A 15,293-nucleotide genomic window follows, 5' to 3' on the forward strand; every position below is an offset into this window, starting at 1 on the left:
TGATCTGTTGGATATATCATAAATGGAAATCATTAAATTTGTTCTGTTCTAATCATGATGAAATTATGAAGTTTTCTAACAATTACATGGTTTTTGGAGGAAAAAAATGTCATCATCCTTGCGTTTTAAACTCGTCGCCTGGTTAGTTCTAATCACATCCATCTCCCTCGCCGTCGTTGGAATTACCAATTACAAGCTTTCGCGTAACAAGCTGTTGCAGCAAATGAACGAGCAATCTTTGGCCTCCGTATCGAATTCTGCGCGGAATATGTATGACTATTTGTCCATTCGCCTAGCAGAGATTGAGCTCATTAGTCGCATGAGCATTATGAAACAAGGCACACAAGCCGATCGTTTGAATTTCCTAGCCCATGAATTAGAATCGGAGGGCAATCAATATTACAGTATGGGGATTATTGATATATCAGGCACACTCCAGTTTACAACAGGAAACTCACTTTCCATCTCTAACGAGCCCAGATTCCAACAGGCACTGAAAGGGAAAAGTTACATATCTGAACCTTATACAAGCAGAATGAAGGGCTTCTATGTGATTTCGATTACAGCTCCGATTTTCGATGAGCAACATAAAGTCATTAGTATTGTCAACGCTTCACTCGAAGCTGCACCCATGTTTGAGCAACATTTGCTTGCTCCATTAGAAAATGGAGAATTATTGATCACTAATCGTGAAGGTCTCGCCCTCTACGCTACCGATTCGCCTACCATTCTAAGGTTAAATATCTTCACGGAATATCCCGAACTTGTCCCTGCTTTTGAAAAAGCATTAAAAGAAGACAACGGCTATCTTGACGAATCGATTATTACGGGCCGAAAGACAAGGTGGTTCTATGCGAGAATCCCTCAATTAAACTGGTATCTCAGCTATTCCATACCCATCAGTGCCATCGAAGCACCAACAAGTCTACTTCTATGGTCAACTGTGGGGATTATTTTGATGACCGTGTTCGTCATTTTTTTCCTTATCTATTTCACAACGAACCATCTCATTATCAAAAGGATTAAACAAATCCTCCAAGTGACGGAGGCCGTTGCCGCTGGTGATTTCCACATGAAACCTATTGTGTTTAAAAGTACAGATGAATTAGGTGCACTCGCCATATCTGTCAATGGCATGATGGAGAATATACGCGAGCTCTTCGAGCCGTTTGAAGCTTTCATACGACATAATCAATATGCCATGATCGTGTTGGACCCTAACTTTACGATCAACCATCTCAATGGCAGAGCTACGCAGATGCTTGGGTACACTTTTGCAGACGTACATAAAATCGCTTCTCCGTTAATCTGGCTAGATCAAAAACAACTTAATGAAAGAGCCGCACAATATTCGGCAGAACTAGGCGAGACGATTCCCCCGGACTGTACAACACTCGTCATACGTTCCTTGCGTCATCTGAAAGAGGATTTGGAATGGACCTGGTATCACAAGGACGGCACCCGGATCTATGTGCAAACGAGTGTGAGCTGCATCACGCATCCAAACGGCGATTTAAAAGGATACGTCCTTATTGCCCGTGATATCAGTGACATCAAGGCGAGTAATGAAACGAAAGAACGGCTGCTCACGATTATTGAAAGCGCACGGGATGCCATACTCACCTTTGATCAAGATGGTTACATCTTCTATATTAATCCAGCCGGTATTCAATCTATGGGACTTGCTGGGGCGGATTATATCCATTCACATTTTCATGAGTTTGTGGAGATCTTGAATGACTTTAACTTCGATGAAGGGCTTCAAACTGCGATCCGAGAGGGCTTCTGGGAATTCGAAGCGGAAGTCATGACTAAGCAACATCAACGTATTATCGCATCGCTGATCATCGTTCCCCACTTCCCTCTCGATAATGGCGATCTCTACTTCTCAGCGATAACGAGGGATATTACGGAGCAAGTCCAAGCTAAGGAGCAACTTATCTTAGCTAAACAGGAGGCGGATGAGGCTAATTTGGCCAAAGGCGTTTTCCTTGCTCGCATGAGCCACGAAATACGTACGCCTTTGAATGGGATTGTTGGACTATCTTACCTGCTTGAGCGAACAACAATGACCGAATTACAAATGGACTACACACGCAAAATTTCTCGTTCTTCCCAGTCGCTTGCCCATATTATCAACGATATTCTGGACTTTTCTAAACTGGAAGTAGATAAGCTCGTGATTGAACATCATCCATTCCAGTTAGATGAGACCGTCGAACGTGTATGTGAAACGCTGAGTGTACTGCTTGGTCATAAGCCTGTTGATTTCATTTGTGATATAGCTGAAGATGTTCCAGCTGAACTGATCGGTGATTCTCTGCGGCTCTATCAAGTCCTACTGAATCTCTCCAGTAATGCGATTAAATTCACGGAGCAAGGGACCGTCACACTTCATGTTTCCATCCATCAGATGCATAATAGCGAGGTTACGCTTCGATTCAGCGTCAAGGATACGGGGATCGGCATGGATGAGAAGCAATTGGCTAATTTATTCCAACCCTTTATCCAAGGTGACGAGGTGACGAGCCGTAAATATGGCGGAACAGGGCTCGGACTAGTTATTTCCAAAAATATTATTGAAAATATGGACGGCTCCATCTCTGTTTCTAGTACGCAAGGTGTAGGGAGTGAATTCCTTGTCATTCTTACCTTCACGCTCTACCTGCCAACCCATCAAGCTTGCGTTGCCTTGCCACTCACGATGCTCGTCGTAGAAGATCACCCGACATTCAATAAGGTGCTCGTCCAAAATCTAGCGTCCATGTGCAACGATGCTGCCGGTGTATATACATGGAAGGAAGCTCTTCAAGTTATTGATCATATCCCTCTTGACTTCATTCTGTTGGATATGGAAGCAGAAGACATGTATGGGGAGGAAGTCTGGCTAACCATGTTGGCTGCTTGCAAGCAGCAGGGGATTAGAACCATCATTTACACTTCGTTATCAGGAAGAGATGCACTTGAACAATTACCACCTGACGCATCACCCGATGCCATTCTGGTCAAGCCAATCTCTCGTAGTCCCTTATACCGAACGTTAAAGGCTCTGCAAGCTGAAAGCGAGACTGTTACACCATGGGCAGACACTATCGCGAACGATAAGGAGAAGGACTTTGCACACTTCCCTTCAAATAGTTTGAGCAAGGCTCCACTCCGCATATTGATTGTAGAGGACAACGAAATTAACCAAACCGTTGCTCGCTCTCTGTTGGAAAGTATGATGAACTGTCGCATACAAGTAGCTGGTACTGGGTTTGAAGCCCTAGATGACCTGGCGATTCATACGTATGATTTGATTCTAATGGATATCCACTTGCCAGAGCTCGATGGGATCGAAACGACCAAGCGCATCCGTCTTGAGCCGAAATGGGCACATATTCCAATCATTGCTTTAACGGCGGATTCGACGCTCGACAATCGGTTGGCCTGCATGGAGGCGGGTATGAGTGAGATGATCTCCAAGCCCATTATCCCAGAACGACTGAAGACTGCGATCGAAACCACGCTTCATCTACAAGCAGAGACGCAGACAACACCTGGACTCGACATCGCAGAAGCACTGCCACGTATAGGCGGCAGAATGGACATTTACCGGGATATGCTTCGTAAATTCCAAGACCAAACCGACCCGCTGATGGCTCAATTGAAAGTACGCATCGACGAAGGTAACTTGGAGGAAGGGGCTCGTTTACTTCATAGTATTCGCGGTTCCTCCAGCAACCTGTCAGCTAATCGCGTATTTGCCGCGGCAAGCGAGTTGGAGGATGCTGTGAATGAGCAAAAGAAGCTGCCTGCAGCCGAGTGGGACCTATCTAACTTGTTCCATTTGTTTGAAATCTTAGAGTTTGAGTTGCAGTTTGTGTATCATACGATCCAAAAATTGCTACTTGATTGAAAAAAACACGAATTTATGTCACTATATGCGTATACGCCATCTTGATGGCGTGTGTCATTTTATACGTATAGGTGGTTAATTGTTATGACTGAACATGGCGCTCCATACCGCATCTTGTTGTACTATAAATTCGTCGCTGTAGCTGATCATGAAGCATTGGCGCGAGAACATTTGGCTTATTGTAAAAAGCTCGGAGTAAAAGGACGCATTCTGATTGCGCCCGAGGGCATTAACGGCACCCTGTCTGGGACCGTAGAACAGACGGAAGCCTACATGGCGATGATGAATCTCATGCCATTGTTTTCAGATATGGTTTACAAAATTGATGAGCATGAAGGACATGCCTTCAAGAAGCTGTTTGTTCGTCCGAAAAAGGAGCTCGTCACCTTCCGTCTGGAAGAAGATGTGAATCCGAATGAGTTGACTGGTACGCATCTGAAGCCTAAGGAATGGTATGAGAAGCTGCAAAGTGAAGATGTCATCGTGCTAGATGGCCGTAATCACTATGAGTATGATATTGGTCATTTCCGTGGCGCTATTCGTCCTGAAGTCGAGACAACCAAGGAATTCCCTGAATGGATTCGCAACAATCTGCAAGAGTTTAAAAACAAACCCATTCTCACTTACTGCACGGGAGGCATCCGTTGTGAGAAACTATCCGGTTTCTTGATCAACGAAGGCTTCACCGACGTGTATCAGTTGGACGGCGGAATCGTCACCTACGGTAAAGATGAAGAGGTACAAGGTCGTCTTTTTGACGGGAAATGCTATGTGTTCGATGAGCGCATCTCCGTACCGATTAACCGTACCGATGAAGATATCGTTGTAGGCAAATGCTACCACTGCGGAACCGCAGAGGATCGCTATATTAACTGTGCGAACGATCTATGCCACTTAAAGCACATTTGCTGCGAAGCTTGTGAAGAAGAGCATGACAGCTTCTGTTCCAAAGAATGCGAAGAGAAAACGTTGAGCACGTTGGAGGCGTAGGGGCGCATCACACTCCTCGCAGCCTCTAGCGCGAATAGATGGAAAAACTCCATCTAAATTCGCTGGATTTGGCTGATTCTTCCATTTAGATGGAAAAACTCCAGTTAAATTTCACCTTTGTCGCGATAAGTGGGCAGATGGCTGAAAATAGCTGGAGTTTTTCCAGTTATTCACTCAAATCAGACAAAATGGCCTGAAATAGATGTAGGTTTTCCAGTTATTCTGCCATTGCGGCTCAGACGGAGCGCAATAGTGCATGGAGTTGAGTGGAGCTTCACGTCAACTAAAAAGCCCCCTCACAAGTCAAATTGCTTGTGAGGGGGCTTTTCGGGCACACATTTTGGCTACTTTAAACTCCCGCTACTCCTGCGACTATTGCTACAATTGCCACTTCTGCTACTCCAACTACTCTAGCTACTTTCACCATACTTGCCACCTTTTCCACTCACTTCAACCTAGATAATCTCTCCTACTACTTTGACCGACCTACCCGCTGATCCACGTCAGTTGCACTGTCTCGCTCCACGTCCTAGTACTCATACTCCATAGGCGTATTCTAACTAATCTGGTCCTCAATCTGGCTCATGATCCGATCGATTAGCGGGTAGACAAGCTCCTCTTCCAGCGTGAAGTGCTTGAGCAGGATGAGGCAGGCAGTTAGCAGCTCAGAGGCCATCACATGGACGAAGTCCATGTCGATGGGCACGCTCATCGCGTTGACACCGTTAACGTATGACTGTACGACTCTTTTGGCCAAATCATGATCCTGCTCCAATACATGCATAGAACGTGATACCGAGATAGCCATCGTCGGATGTAAATAGGTTTGCAGACTCGGGAATAAGACCTGTTCTTCCCATTCCGAATGCTGCTCCAACTCTTCCACCAAGGATAGAATGCCGTCCTGAAGTTCGATCAGACGACACATCCCAATTGAGCAATCTTCAAGGGTGTACAAAGCTGCAGCAAGCGTACGAATGTCGGAGAGCTGCTCACGCATTTGCACATGCTCCTCCTTCAAACGCTGGGCTAGCATTCTAAATTCACTAGGATTCACATTCTCTGCCCGATTCGTTTGAATGCTCAAACGGTCACTCATTCGACATCCTCCTCCGAGTTTTCCTAAGAAAATTTTCTTGGCAAGCTTCCACTTCAAGTTTCAATAATCCCTTGGTTCTTATGTAACAAAACCACTTCCCAGCTACGCCATGCCGCAGCGTCCGAGGGAGACGAGTTTCATTAAGCCTCATCGTACTGAACTGGCAGAAAAACCCCATACCGCATTATCATTGTATGCGGCATGGGGCTATTAACATGCGAAAGAATGACGAATAATACCTTGTTAACGAATGCGGCTTTCTGTCAAATGAAACTGATTCACGAGCAATAACATAGACTGCGTTATCGCACCAACATCACCTGTCGTCTGACGCACATGATGCATGTCCTGCAGCAGCTCTTGCACGGTGTGCTCCACTTGCGCTGAGATCTGACGGTTCTCTTTGCTCACCGCTGCAATTTTCTCCATGAGCGCTACTACTTCCTCTACGACCTGCGTTTTCATCGTGTCGTGGGCGTTCGCACTGCTCAGAATCTCAGACGCTGCAGCAACAATCTGCGTTCCTTCTAGAACGACCTTCGTGCCTTCTTCCATGGAGATGAAAGCTTCATTCGCATGGCGTTCAATATCCTCGATTGTCGCATTAATTTCTGTCGTTGATTTCTTGGTCAAATCCGCTAGCTTACGAATCTCCCCAGCAACGACAGCGAAGCCTTTGCCATGTTCACCTACTCGGGCTGCTTCAATAGACGCGTTCAACGATAACAGATTTGTCTGCGCTGAGATTTCTTCAATGACTTTGAGCAGTTTCGGAATTTCTTGCGTCGTGTGCAGGAAGGTTTGAATGGTTTGATTCGTTTCTTCCACCTTCGCCGAAATATCCGTCATCTTCTGACCAATACGTTCAACCTCATCCTGTGCGATTGCGATTTGTCCAGAAGCTTTCTCCTCCAACTCGCGTAACGTTCCGCTCATATTTTGCGTAACATCCTTCGCGACATCAATATCCTTCAACTGTCCGCGTAACGAACGGATCATATCATGGATCTTCGTACTCATGCGTCCTGTTGATTGCTCCGTAGACCCTGTTGAGTCATTCATTCGTTCTTGGCTCACTTGTACTTCAGCAGCCGCTTGCTTCACCTGCAGCATGATGCCTTCCAAGGAATCTATCATATTATTGATCCATTTGGCCAAGTCCCGCGTCTCATCACCAGCGAACTCATCAACCTTCAGACGTTGTGTCAAATCCCCTTTACCTTCTGCATTAATGCGGATAAATTTATTAATTTGAGCAAGCTGTCTAGCAATTGGCTTACTTCCTTGACGTCGAATTAAACTTGCACCAACTCCGCCGAAGAGGAGATTGACACCTACCATAATCGCAGCGCCGGCACCATTTGACACATGTCCATTGAGCAGCCAGAAGCTACTCGCGGAAACAAGCAGCATGAGAACAATGAACCGCATTTGCAGACTGAATATTTTCCAATCAATCGAACGAATGCGGTAGACCTCTTCCAAATCCCCTTCACACATCATCCCCCATACGTCCGGGCAATGCGGCAGCTGGAAGGTCACACCTTTTCCAATAACAGCAATATGACGATAATCAGAATATCCCGGGTATTCCACGAATAAATTATTCCCCTTGGCAATGGTTCCTGCTACACCTGGATGCAGTTGTCCTGTCGCAGGATCTGTGAAAACAAGCTCCAACTCCGTATGCTCCTTGACCCCAACGATCCCATAATCGGTGCGAACACCATCTTTTAAATTATCTCCATGGGTAAAAGTTAAATCTTCGAATCGGCTTCGTGATAATGCGGTTCCAGGAACGATGTGCTTATTTAGCCCCGGCTTCGCCATAAATAAATAGTTATCACCAGAATCGGGATACACATGTCCTGACTCCCGCTGAATCAGATCTCCCAGCACATCGTTCGGCACACGTCCGCAAATAACTCCGTTCCATTGCCCCTTTATCATAATAGGCACAATAAAAACAATCGTCATCGCGTCATGAAAAGGCGAAGTACTTGGGCCGATTTGAAGTGTGAGCGGATCCGAGAAAGGTCCGAATAAGCATTTTACGCCTTTGCGCGATTCTTCCAATCCTCTCCCCAGCACGCTTCCCGCCGCGTAGGATCTTCCCACATGAGCGTTGTGTGTGGAGTATACGACAGATGCCTTCTCATTCAAAATGAATACTTCCGAGAAATCAGCTCCGCTCTTCATCGTGGCTGCTAGCAGCTTGCCTACCTCTGATGCGTCTTTCGACTCGTTCGACGCCTTCAACATTTCTGTACTGATGAACTGTTGCAACAACCGATCCAAATGGGACCAATAAGCAACAGCCCAGCTGCGCAAAATCTCCGTCCTAGTGTGCGCAATTCCTTCGAAAATGTGCTCTACATCTTCCTTGATATGACGATTCAGGCGGTAAGACCACCACAAAGGCAGACCTTTTCTAAATCCCAGCCAATCAAACATACCGCTACACCCCTTTTATCACATTCAATGTGACTTTGTTTAACACTCCCTTATTCGACAATATTATAGTGATTTTCAATGTAAATCAAGACTATATATAGAATTACCTCCGAAATTCCGAACATTCACAAAAAATTCATGCTTAATGTCGGTATTTTTATGTGTAAGTTATATTGACATAATTTTCTGATAAATCTACAATATAAGAAAAACCATATCCTGTTCCATAAGAAAGTGTTATTTTATCTAACATTTCAATAACTTAGATCAGAAAGGAGGCCTGGTTTCTGCTTCGGGTCCATAGCTTCAAGTAACTTCCGAATGCGTAAAGATGAAACCAGGAGCTGCGATGTCCAAACCTGAGAATCTGATCACGACTCCTTATGATCCTCGTCCTTTTTTTGATGAGATGTTTATGAACGCCTACTCGGTTCGCCCTCATTATCAAAGTACGTTTCTTCAATTCATGTCGATGAAGAGAGGCAACTTAAACAAGCGCCAAACCGCGACGATGAAACGGATGATGGAAGAAGGCATTACCTTCACACTCTATAGCCCCGATCAGACGGAAGCTCTAGAGCGAACACTTCCCTTTGATCCGATTCCCCGGATTATTCCACAAGATGAGTGGATCCAACTCGAGCGAGGGCTCAAACAGCGTGTAAAGGCACTTAATCTGTTTCTCAAAGACATTTACCATGAACAATCCATCCTCAAAGATGGCATTATTCCCAGGAAAATGGTGCTGTCCAATTGTTATTTCCGACCTGAAATGATGCGCTTATCCATCCCTAATGATGTATACGTGACGGCTTCTGGCATTGATTTAATTCGAGATGAACAGGGTAAATATTTCGTTCTAGAGGATAATCTTCGTTCCCCTTCTGGCTTTTCTTACTTATATAAAAGCAGATCGATTATGACGCATTTGTTCCCTGAACTCGTGTTCAGCCATGCCATTCAAGATATTGAGCATAGCTTAAATGTATTTTTGACTGCCCTCCGTAAGCTGAGCCCTTCTGGTAAATCCAATCCAGTTATTGGCTTATTAACGCCTGGCTGTTATAACTCAGCTTATTTTGAGCATACGTTCCTCGCTCAGCAGATGGGGCTTGAGCTTGTTGAAGGACACGATCTTGTCGTCATTGATCATAAAGTATATATTCGCGGGATCAAGGGACTTCGCCAAATCGATGTTCTCTATCGTCGGATAGATGATGATTTCTTGGATCCGCTTGCTTTCGATCCGAACTCCATGCTAGGTGTCGCCGGCATTATGAACGCCTATCGGGCAGGGAATATCAACATTGTGAATGCTCCAGGTACGGGTGTCGCCGACGACAAGGCTATTTATGCCTACGTGCCTGACATGATTCGCTACTATTTAAATGAGGAGCCTATTCTCAACAATGTACCGACGTATATCCTTTCAAGGCCTGATGAGCGAGAGCATGTCCTGAAACATTTGCACGAAATGGTTGTGAAAGAAACTTCTTTATCCGGCGGCTACGGGATGCTAATTGGGCCTTCGGCTTCGGAGAGTGAAATTGCTGATTTCCGCCTCAAAATCCTCGCTAACCCTGATCGCTATATCGCACAACCCACCATTCAACTATCTAGAGCTCCTGTTATGATGGATGGTCAAATGGCGGCTAGGCATATTGATTTGCGAGCTTTTGTCATCGCGGGTGAAGACATTCAAGTGATTCCTGGCGGACTTACGCGTGTTGCTTTGAAAGAAGGCTCCCTTGTAGTGAATTCTTCGCAAGGCGGCGGATGTAAGGATACGTGGGTCATACGTTAATGGCGACCCGCAATTCGATTTCGATAGGAGGCTGATTGTTATGGTGATGATGGGACGAACAGCGGAAGCTTTATTCTGGATCGGGCGATATTCGGAAAGAACTGAGAATCACGCTAGGCTGATCGACGTGTATTATCATATCCGTGAGGACAGAGAGGGTAGCGGAGGCCAATCTTGGAGCAGGCTCATCGATACGATTGGGGATCGGGCTGTTTTCATGGAGCAATACGGCAGTTTCACCGAACAACATGTACTTCAATACATTACGCTGGATAAAAATAATGCGAACTCCCTACTTGCCTGCACAAACCACGCACGTGCTAATCTTCGAAATATTCGGGAGAAAATGCCTTCCGAGCTTTGGGATATTTTGAACGGACTCTATTTATGGTTAAAAGAAAAAGAAGTCCGCGATATCACCAGTGATTCGCCTCATTTATTTTATCGTTTTATCCGAGATACGCTATCTATGTTTCAAGGCGCCGCTACTTCTGTCATGCCCCGTCAGAATGAATGGCATTTCGTTGAAGCTGGGCGTTATCTCGAACGTGCCGAAAATCTGCTTCGCTTAATTCAATCGCTCTGCTCGGAATATGCGAAGGAAGATTTCTCCTCCTACCCGCTCATGCTTGCGGTTTTAAAATCCGTCAGCGGATACGAATCGTATCGCAAAGAATATGCGGACGGGGTCAGTTTGAATAGTATCATCAAATTTCTGCTATTACATGAGACATTCCCACGTTCGGTCGCCTTCTCCATTCAATCGCTGGAGCGATCGTTCAAGGGCATTCAATTGGATGATCCGGAGCTCAACAACGCCGTTCATAAGCTAGCGAAACTTGCAGGGAAAATGAAATCGAATCTGGCTTGCATGGATGAGGAAGATTTGAGATCCGGGAAAATAGAAATGACACTACAAACACTACTTGATTCCTGCAATGGGATGGGCGCTAGAATGTCGAAAATCTTTTTTCCCTCCCGGGAGGAGGTTATCGCATGAAGAAGCTGGAAATCACGCACATTACTCGCTATTCTTACACCCATTCCGCTCAGGACAGTGTCAATGAAATTCGGCTAACTCCGTTAACGGACAGTCGGCAGTCCTGTTATTATCATGAGATAACAACAGAGCCAGTATCGGCACTGTTTACGTATTCAGATTATTTTCATAATCGCGTACACGCTTTTACCGTCAATAAGCTTCATCAGGAGCTCACGATCAAAATGGTTTCCACCGTCGTGACCCAAGACAAGGATAACCATCCTGTGTCGGTTAGATCTCCCTACGAGGATAAATCTGCTAGATACGGAGATGACTTTCAGAATGAATATGCCGAATATTTATTACCTACTGGCTATACAGGCCTAACCCCTGAGTTGAAGGCTTACTCTGACGCTATTCTCGATGATGGTATCGCCATATATGATTTGCTTACAAGTATATACACAACGATTCACCGTGATTTCACTTATGATGTATCTGCCACCTCTGTGCAGACAACCGTCAGCGAGATGCTGAAGCTGCGACGTGGTGTTTGTCAGGACTACGCACATTTCATGATCACGATTTGCCGCGAAAAAGGCATCCCCGCCCGCTACGTGAGTGGCTACCACTTCGTTGGTGATTTACAGGGCGGCAGTGCTGACTTCACGCAAGCCTCCCACGCATGGGTCGAATGTCTGATTCCAGGCGCAGGCTGGTTCGGCTATGACCCAACGAACAATTGCGAAGTCAATTGGCGTTATATCAAGCTTGGGCATGGACGGGACTACAATGATATCGTTCCTGTCAAAGGCGTCTATCGCGGCTCAGGTACACAGGATTTGGAGGTTATTGTGGATGTGAAGTTAGTGGAATAGACCTGCGGGTGGGGATAAGCTGCTGTATGCGTTCGCGACTCGCTTTCCTTGTTGGATTAAATGTTTAAATGGAAAATATACATCTATTTGGCGAAAATTCTCTCTAGAGCTCGAGAAAATCCATTTATTCTTTAAGTCCGCTCTACTCACATCCAGCATGTCACGCATCATTACCACAAGAAGGCACGGATCGATGATCCGTGCCTTCATTTATTAGAAGAAATCTGTCAGATACGTTGTGCGTTCCGGAATCAATCGTTCCAGTCTGGCGATCTCGCCTGCGTCACCGTGTAGACGGCCAATGCGATGCAGCAAGGATGCTCGTTTATACCCCATTAACAGCGCGGATAAAGTCTGGATATCACACGAGATAACGTCAACGAACGTATGTTCCGAGTCTGATTTAACGACACCATTCTCGCCACCATGCACGGGCTGAATGTGGAATATCCCGTTGTTCCACTCGGCATGATCGTCTTTAACCTTCAGATACAACGGCTTGCCCAAGCTTGCCCCTTCCGCATCCGCGTTAAACGAATACTCCCTAAGAAACGCCGCAGCATCAACGATTCGCGCCATAAAATAGGGAACCACCTCTTGTTTAATCCGAGGATCCGCCAACACAAAAGGCAGCGGGTCGCCGATCGGCGCCTGACATACCACTTTCTCAATCATCGAGTCATGATTGGAAATCAATCGCCATAGCCCGCGATTCGCGTCCTCCGTTAATGTAATCAGTTCATGTACAGTGAGCACTTTCTCCTTCACTTGATAAATGATGTATCCCTCCGGCTCTCCAGCAGCGTTCAGATACAGGGTTACGATTCCTTTTTTCCTGTGGAAAACCCGCTTACGCCACCAATCTTCTGTCCGCACGAGCATCCCGTTAAAACGCTTCGCATACGCCTCATAAATTGGATTCAGCAAGGCTGAGTCCGGTTCAATTCGTTGGAACTTGCCCCCAGCCGCCACTTCCGGCTTCGGTAGTTGGTGGGTTGCGATTTCATATCGCATGTATTCAACATAGCCTTCCCATCCGTACTTCCGATAAAACGCAAAAGAGAACGGGGCTAAGAAAGATAAGGTCTTCCCGGATTCTTTCATCACTTTCAGCGCGTGAGACAACAACTGACCAACCATGCCTTGTCGGCGATGTTCTGGCCATGTTGCTACGGCAGCAATTCCGCCCATGTCAAAGGCTTTGTTGTTTACCCACGTTTTTATGTCCAAAATGACTAGCTGGGCCGCTAACTGCTCTTGGTCAAAATATCCCCAAATCTGTTGGGAGGCCATGACAGCCAGACGTTCCTCACGCTCCGCAGGCGAAGCTGTGTACTGAAAAGCAAACTCCGACAAGGTAAGACTGTCAGGTAGTTCATCCTTTTTCAACAATCTAATGGGATCCATAGTGCCTCCTAGTTGTCCATTTTTTTCTATTTTAACATGTAGAATTGAATACAATCCATCTCTCCTCATTATGATCAATATTCTTAAGAAGTGATAACCCAACATGCCTGTGTAGACGTATTTATGGCTATTTTCCAAAAATCTGACGATAGTTCACCTCCCCCTTCACGTCTACAATAAAGAAGCGCAGATAACTTTCGAGTTTTGGGATTAGCAAGTGTTCGAAGTTCTGCGTAGTGGAGAGAATTCCCTAGACGAAGAAAGAAGGTGATAGTTGAAAGTTGCAAGGCAAGAACGACCAATGATCAGCATGAATTTGGCAGGAGCTTATTATTCATACCGAAACAAGGCGTTACTATTATTAACAGGAGGTTTTTTATGAAAAAGAAAGTATTACTGCTCGTACTTGTATGCTTTATGATGATGGGATCAATCGTTGCGTATGCCGCACCTAAAGTGAATACCTTTGAGCGGCCCACAAGAGGAAACGCTTACAGTTTGTCTGAGTGGGGCGTTGACGGCTGGAGTGCCCCTTGGGATCTTGGCATGAGCACTCGCACATGGATCGATGGCTACAATTTTAACCACTCTGGCGGTCAGTCACTTCGTGTGTTCTATCCCCAAGGTCAAATTGATCCACAAAATTCAGGCGCTCAAGCACCTTTTAGCATCACACCAGGGCAAGAATATTATCTATCGTATTGGGTACGATTTAGCAGTGATTTCAGTTGGGGATCGACCGAAAATGCAGGTAAATTAGGGCTTGGATTAGCCGGCGGTGCCGCTTGTTCAGGTGGGCAGGAGTGTACGGGGTACAATGGTTTTAGCTCACGGATGATCTGGCGCTCGGGCGGTCAAGCCGCTATTTATTACTACCACATGGGCAATGCGGGGCAATACGGCGACTATGCGGTTCTGAAGAACAACGGTGCCGACATCTACTATCCGAAGGGCTCATGGGTGAACATCGTTCAGCGCCTCAAAGTTAATACCGTTACGAATGGAAATGCCAATCCAGATGGTGAGATTCAAATTTGGTATAACGGTACCTCAGCAGCTAACATTACAGGATTGCGCTTTGTTCGCAACACCGATAAGGTTGATAAGGCGTACTTCTCTTCGTTCTTCGGCGGAGCTACCTCTGCCTTCGCACCTCAGAATGATTCCTATATCTGGTACGACGATCTCAAAGTTTCTACAAGTAGGGCAGAAATCTGCGAACTCGCCGTTGGCGGCTGTTATAACCGTACCTTCCAAGCCGAAAGTTACACTTCGATGAGTGGCGTCATCACGGAAACCACACCTGATACAGGCGGCGGCCAAAATGTCGGCGCCATCGACAGCCAAGACTGGATCGCTTTCAGCAATGTGAATATCCCCACCGCAGGCACGTATTTGGTCGAATATCGGATCGCAACTCCGAATAATAACGGCAAGATCTCGCTGGATATCAATGCCGGTGGCACCGTTTTAGGGCAAATTGATGTCCCCAATACCGGCAGCTGGTCTAGCTATCGTACCGTCTCACATCAGGTTCAAATCCCAGCCGGCACACATCAGTTCGGCCTCTATGCCGCAACCGGCGGTTTCGATATCAATTGGTGGAAAATCACCAAACTGTATTAATCTGAAGTGAAAGAATGGATAAGTCAATTGCTGAGGCAATTGGCTTATTCTGCTTTCGCTTGTTCTCCCCACCCTCATCTCGGCCCCCGGAACCAGCAATAGTCCGACTTTGCCGAACTATTAGCATCATTTTCTAGACGGAGTGGCGTTTTCGG

9 protein-coding genes are annotated in these 15,293 nt (G+C 46.0%); 6 read left to right on the top strand and 3 right to left on the bottom strand.

The genetic code is table 11. The annotated features are described in order from the left end of the window. The first annotated feature begins 106 nt into the window (after positions 1-106). Both AC58PV_RS25230 and trhO read left to right on the top strand, forming a co-directional pair. Positions 107-3,898, top strand: coding sequence for a response regulator (locus AC58PV_RS25230; protein WP_497435342.1), 3,792 nt, complete (start codon positions 107-109; stop codon positions 3,896-3,898). 84 nt (positions 3,899-3,982) lie between these two features. Further along, positions 3,983-4,888, top strand: a complete 906-nt coding sequence (gene trhO, locus AC58PV_RS25235) for an oxygen-dependent tRNA uridine(34) hydroxylase TrhO (protein WP_497435343.1) — start codon at positions 3,983-3,985, stop codon at positions 4,886-4,888. A 556-nt stretch (positions 4,889-5,444) separates the two neighbouring features. Here the strand turns inward: trhO and AC58PV_RS25240 are convergent. Together AC58PV_RS25240 and AC58PV_RS25245 are read right to left on the bottom strand one after the other, a co-directional pair. After that, on the bottom strand, positions 5,445-5,987 hold the full coding sequence (locus tag AC58PV_RS25240; RefSeq protein ID WP_497435344.1) for a hemerythrin domain-containing protein: 543 nt from the start codon (positions 5,985-5,987) through the stop codon (positions 5,445-5,447). Positions 5,988-6,230: 243 nt separating this feature from the next. Next, the gene (locus AC58PV_RS25245; protein WP_497435346.1) at positions 6,231-8,441 is read right to left on the bottom strand and encodes a methyl-accepting chemotaxis protein; all 2,211 of its coding nucleotides are present in this window, start codon (positions 8,439-8,441) and stop codon (positions 6,231-6,233) included. Between the two features lie 349 nt (positions 8,442-8,790). Here AC58PV_RS25245 and AC58PV_RS25250 point away from each other — a divergent pair, with 349 nt between their 5' ends. From AC58PV_RS25250 to AC58PV_RS25260, 3 genes are read left to right on the top strand one after another with little or no spacing between them, the layout of a single operon-like run. Next, positions 8,791-10,245 carry a circularly permuted type 2 ATP-grasp protein gene (locus AC58PV_RS25250; protein WP_497435347.1) on the top strand — a complete coding sequence of 485 codons (1,455 nt, stop codon included), beginning with the start codon at positions 8,791-8,793 and terminating at the stop codon, positions 10,243-10,245. 40 nt (positions 10,246-10,285) lie between these two features. Next, entirely contained in the window at positions 10,286-11,245 is a 960-nt protein-coding gene (locus tag AC58PV_RS25255) for an alpha-E domain-containing protein (protein ID WP_497435348.1), read from the top strand. Beyond that, positions 11,242-12,105: a transglutaminase family protein gene (locus tag AC58PV_RS25260; protein WP_497435349.1), complete on the top strand. Its 864-nt coding sequence runs from the start codon at positions 11,242-11,244 to the stop codon at positions 12,103-12,105. Before AC58PV_RS25255 ends, AC58PV_RS25260 begins: the two co-directional genes overlap by 4 nt. Before the next feature lie 213 nt (positions 12,106-12,318). Here AC58PV_RS25260 and AC58PV_RS25265 read toward each other — a convergent pair whose 3' ends face one another. Beyond that, positions 12,319-13,512, bottom strand: a complete 1,194-nt coding sequence (locus AC58PV_RS25265) for a GNAT family N-acetyltransferase (RefSeq protein ID WP_497435351.1) — start codon at positions 13,510-13,512, stop codon at positions 12,319-12,321. 378 nt (positions 13,513-13,890) lie between these two features. On the opposite strand from AC58PV_RS25265, the gene AC58PV_RS25270 reads away from it, so the two are divergent. Further along, positions 13,891-15,138, top strand: coding sequence for a carbohydrate-binding protein (locus tag AC58PV_RS25270; RefSeq protein WP_497435352.1), 1,248 nt, complete (start codon positions 13,891-13,893; stop codon positions 15,136-15,138). Positions 15,139-15,293: the final 155 nt, after the last annotated feature.

The sequence above is a fragment of the Paenibacillus sp. J22FR83 genome, from assembly GCF_059691955.1.